This window comes from Novosphingobium sp. UBA1939, assembly GCF_002336885.1.
Taxonomy (GTDB): Bacteria; Pseudomonadota; Alphaproteobacteria; order Sphingomonadales; family Sphingomonadaceae; genus Novosphingobium.
Window position 1 is genome coordinate 1 of sequence record NZ_DDFB01000088.1, and the last position, 2879, is coordinate 2879.

Genomic DNA, 2879 nt, shown 5'->3' on the forward strand with positions numbered 1-2879 from the left:
GCATCGAGGAACCGGCGGCCTGCGCCGTACCGGCCAGGAGCAGCAGCAGCGCGGCCAGCAGCAGCCCCTGCCCCGCAGGGCGGACGAGGCTGCGCAGCCTCGCAAGGCTGGACTGGCGGGGAAGCGGATTTACGGAAAAGCGGAAAGAATCAACGTGTGTCATGGCAATTCTCCAGGTTGGTCAGGGGACGGGGACGGCGCAGCGGCATCGGCTGCGAGAGGAACCGGCGTCAGCACGGGAAACGGCGTTTCCAGCGCGTCCGCCAGCCGGTAGCCCGCGCCGTCGAAGCCGACGACGCGGGCGATGCTTTCGACGTGGCGCTTGCGGCCACGACCGGCGATGTGGATGACGACATTGACCGCCTCGGCGATCAGCGCACGCGGCGGGTTCACGGCCACTTCGAGAATCAGTTGCTCCAGCCGCAGCAGTGCGCCCAGCGCGGAACCGGCGTGGATCGTGGCAATACCACCGGGATGGCCGGTGCCCCACACCTTGATGAGATCCAGCGCCTCGCCGCCGCGCACTTCGCCGACGATCACGCGGTCGGGGCGCAGGCGCATCGTGGCGCGCACCAGCTCCTGCATCGACACCACGCCCGCGCGCGTGCGGAGCGGCACATGGTCGCGGGCTGCGCATTGCAGTTCGATGGTGTCTTCGAGCACCAGCACGCGGTCGCCAGTGGCGGCGATCTCGGCCAGCAAGGCGTTGGCGAGGGTGGTCTTGCCGGTACTGGTGCCACCGGCAATCAGGATGTTCTGCCGCTCGCGTATTGCGCGGCGCAGGAAGTCCGCTTGGCCGCCAGTCAGGATGCCGTCGCCGACGTAGCGATCCAGGCCGATGATGTTCACGGCACGCTTGCGCAGCGCGAACGCCGGCCCCGGTGCGGCCGGCGGCAAGATGCCCTCGAAGCGTTCGCCCGTCTCGGGCAGCTCGGCGGTCAGCAGCGGCTGGCCGCGATGCACTTCCGCGCCGACGTGGGCGGCGACCAGGCGGATGATGCGTTCGCCATCGGCCTCGGGCAGTTCCATACCCAGCGGCGAACGGCCCGACGACAGCCGATCGACCCACAGGGTACGGTCGGGGTTGAGCATGATTTCCACCACGTCCGGGTCTTCCAGCGCGGCGGCGATCAGCGGCCCCATGGCTGTGCGCAGCATCTGGATGCGGCGATCCAGCGATGTCGCGGTCGATGACCGTGGTTCAGGCGGGGTGTGCGGAACGGCGCTCATGAGGCCCTCTCCCGCGCTTCGGCCAGCGCCGCCGCGTCATCCATCCGCATCGGATCGGGATGCAGCTCCTCCACAACATCGCGTACTAGGCTGCGGCCGCGCAGCAGGTGGCGGCCAAGCTGTTCCACGAACTGCTCGAAACGCGCCTTGCCCTGGGCGCGTGCCGCGTCCTGATGGGCTTCGGGAATCGGCGTGCTGACGGTCAGGAAGTAGCGGATGAACAGGGCCAGCGTTTCGATCTGGATGTTCTGGTCGCGCTCCAGGCGCTCGGTCTGGCGCGACAGCCGATCCAGCCGCTTGGCGATGGCCGCCTCGCGCTGGTCGCCCGCGTCCGGCGATAGCCAGGATGCCAGCGCTGCCGCGACGATGGACGACTTGGACACGCCTTTCTTGGCGGCGAGTTCGTCCAGGCGCTGAGCGTGCTCGGGCTGAATGAATAGATTGAGGCGGTATTGGCTCATAGGTCGATTCCGTCATTGGGGTCGAGGGACGCCAGCCGGGCCGTGCGTTGCATGGCCGGGTCGAGCTGGGCAGGAAGTGGCAGCGGCAAGTCGTCGTCGAGCAGCCCTAGGTCGGAAGCGTGTGCGTCCGGTTCGGGGTCGTAGGCGACGGCTTCGGTGAGTTCGGGCTGACGGCGTGGGCCGCCGTCGTCGGTGCCGCCCAGGCCATCCGCGGATGCTGTGGCCAGTGCAGCGGGTACGGCAGGGATCGCCAGCCCGCTCCAGTCGTCGGAGCGCAATGGCGGCGCATCGTCGTAGTGCCCGTCTGCAAGTACAGGCGGTGGCAGCACGCGGCGGCTGAAATTAGCGTCCGAGTAGTAGCGAAGCTTCTTGGCTTTGATCGGCGCGACGCTGGACACCATCACCACGGCTTCATCGGGCGGAAGCTGCATCACCTCGCCTGGAGTGAGTAGCGGCCGTGCGGTTTCCTGCCGCGACACCATCAAGTGGCCGAGCCACGGGGCCAATCTGTGGCCGGCGTAATTTCGCTGCGCGCGCAGCTCGGTGGCGGTGCCAAGGGTTTCCGAAATCCTTTTCGCCGTCCTTTCGTCATTCGTCGCAAACGTCACGCGAACGTGGCAGTTGTCGAGGATGGAATGGTTCTGCCCATACGCCTTGTCGATCTGGTTCAGGCTTTGGGCGATGAGGAAGCTGCGGATGCCGTAGCCGGCCATGAAGGCCAAGGCAGTCTCGAAAAAGTCCAGGCGCCCCAGCGCCGGAAACTCATCGAGCATCAGCAGCAGCTTGTGGCGACGCTCGATGCCATCGGAGCCATCGAGCGATTCGGTAAGGCGCCGCCCGATCTGGTTGAGGATCAGGCGGATCAGCGGCTTGGTGCGGCTGATGTCCGAAGGCGGCACCACCAGGTACAGCGATACCGGATGCGCTGCGGCGATCAAGTCGGCGATGCGCCAGTCGCAGCGCGACGTGACTTCGGCCACCGTGGGATCGCGGTACAGGCCAAGGAAGGACATGGCCGTGGAGAGCACGCCCGACCGCTCGTTGTCCGACTTGTTGAGCACTTCCCGCGCAGCGGATGCGACAACCGGGTGCGGTGCATCGCCCAGGTGCTTTGTCGTCATCATCCGGTGCAGCGTCAGCTCGAACGGGCTGGCTGGGTCGCTGAGGAAGTTGGCGACGCCGCGCAGC

General features: G+C 67.2%; 3 protein-coding genes and 1 pseudogene. All 4 read right to left on the bottom strand.

Annotated features, from left to right (window positions below; translation table 11 throughout):
* Positions 1–163: pseudogene (locus B3547_RS11755) on the bottom strand (conjugal transfer protein TrbC); the annotation flags it as partial.
* Complete coding sequence (gene trbB / locus B3547_RS11760) at positions 160–1230, bottom strand: P-type conjugative transfer ATPase TrbB (RefSeq protein WP_047127338.1); 1071 nt, start codon at positions 1228–1230, stop codon at positions 160–162. The pseudogene B3547_RS11755 and the gene trbB, both read right to left, overlap by 4 nt.
* Positions 1227–1691, bottom strand: coding sequence for a CopG family transcriptional regulator (locus tag B3547_RS11765; RefSeq protein WP_047127337.1), 465 nt, complete (start codon positions 1689–1691; stop codon positions 1227–1229). Before B3547_RS11765 ends, trbB begins: the two co-directional genes overlap by 4 nt.
* The coding region (locus tag B3547_RS11770; RefSeq protein ID WP_292963325.1) for a type IV secretory system conjugative DNA transfer family protein at positions 1688–2879 on the bottom strand (1192 nt) is incomplete at its 5' end. The genes B3547_RS11770 and B3547_RS11765, both read right to left, overlap by 4 nt.